This is a genomic window from Caldicellulosiruptoraceae bacterium PP1 (assembly GCA_041320695.1).
Classification (GTDB): domain Bacteria; phylum Bacillota; class Thermoanaerobacteria; order Caldicellulosiruptorales; family Caldicellulosiruptoraceae; genus JBGGOQ01.
The window spans coordinates 1-1,833 of the sequence record JBGGOQ010000028.1 but is presented as its reverse complement, the minus strand read 5'-3'; the positions used below and the strand labels follow the sequence as shown (position 1 = coordinate 1,833).

1 protein-coding gene is annotated in these 1,833 nt (G+C 30.4%); it reads left to right on the top strand.

The features are described 5' to 3' along the window. Positions 1 to 136: 136 nt before the first annotated feature. Complete coding sequence (locus ACAG39_12405) at positions 137 to 1,561, top strand: transposase (protein ID MEZ0538022.1); 1,425 nt, start codon at positions 137 to 139, stop codon at positions 1,559 to 1,561. Positions 1,562 to 1,833: the final 272 nt, after the last annotated feature.

The following is a 1,833-nucleotide window of genomic DNA, read 5'->3' as shown; positions in this document are numbered from 1 at the left end:
TAGCCTTTTGCAAAAATGCTCAAGATGAGCATTATCAACACTTTTATAAACCTAAAAAAGTCTGGAATCCCTCCTCATAATTATAGTAAAATATGTTTATATAAATCATTTATTCTATTATGAGGAGGGTCCACAAATGTTTTGTAATAAATCTAAACAACTTTCTTTCTTAGACCTTTATTCCCATCTAAAGGCTTCTGCCTTACATCAGCCAGAAAGCCTTTTAGGCTTGTTTGAAAAGTTCATCAATCTTTCTCAATTTATCCCTGATTCCTTCTATAAAGCTTATTATAAATACTTCGGTAAGCATAGAAATTTTTCATTAGAATCTATGCTCTGTGCTTTCTTTGTCCAAAAAATTCTCAAACTCAGTACTTTAACTCAACTCCGTGCTGTCCTCTCTAAATCATATGAACTTCGTTCTTTTTGTAACCTCAACAATGTTCCTTCTATTTCTACTTTCTCTCGTTTTAGAAAAATCTTTGTCCATGAAATCGAAAAATTATTTTATAACATCTCTTTACATGCTCATAATATATCATTGCACCATTCCCCAGATCTCGCTTCTACTTTAATCTTCGATACTACTGGTCTTGTTCCTAATGTCCATGAAAATAACCCTAAATTCATTCAATCTCTCTTGAAAAATACATCTAAAAATAATCCTAACATGGATTCTGATAAAATTTATTCCCTTGTCTATTCTTCTTTACCTAAAATAGCTTCTGCTAATCCTAATATCCGTCTTATGTTCGTAAATGGCCATTTCTGCTGGGCTCTAAAATTTGCTATCGTTACAAATGCACTCGGTATCCCTTTAGCTGTTGTACCTTTATTTGATACTAATATATCTTCTCCTGACCCTATACAAGATAAAACTATTTCTGATTCAAAAGCTTTAATACCTTGCCTTGATAAATTATTCTCATATATCCCAAAGAATTTCTCTACATTTATTGCTGATAGTGCTTTGGATTGCATTGATATTTATTCCACCTTGAAAAATACTTACAATCTCTCTAAAATAGTTATCCCACTTAATAAAAGAGCTATCAAAAATAATACCTCTACTGACCCCAATATCATTATTTCTCAAGATGGTACCCCTATTTGCAAAAAGTTTAACCTTCCCTTTAAATCAAATGGTAAATGTCAGGGTAAAAATCGTTCTTTACGTTTTAAATGGGTATGTCCTTTATCTTCTTTCAAAAATAATAAACGTCTATGTTCTTGCCCTCAGCCTTGTTCTTCTTCTAAATCTGGCAGAATGTTTTATACATACCCAGACAACATTCGTTCTTTCCCTGGTATTAACAGACACTCTCAAGAATTCTTTAATCTCTATAAAAAACGTACTACTATTGAACAAACCATCTTCCACCTTAAATCTTTTATGGGTTTCGATATCATCCAAACTCTTGATCATATTTCTATTTTCTCTGATTTCTTACTTTCTTCTATCTCTTTTAATTTGTTATTTATTCTTGCTCATAACATTAAACTTCATTGTTCTAAACTTACTTTCAAAAAATTCAATAAACTAAAAAAACTTATTGCTTAAATTCTTCATCCTTTATCTTTGCTTATTACACAATCTTTTTATTCCTCATTACTTTACATCTTTAAATCCTCTAAAACACTTCCTTAGAGGGTATGGCTTTTTATTGCCTTCTTCGCAACTTAAAACTTTTTTCTTTCAATCTTCCCTTTCTAACTTCTACTTATATTATGTTTTTTTCTCATCTATTTCCTTTTATCTATATGATTTTATTGTATTTAATTCCTATTATCCCTTTTTATTAATATTCACCTCACTCTTTTTGCAAACGGCTA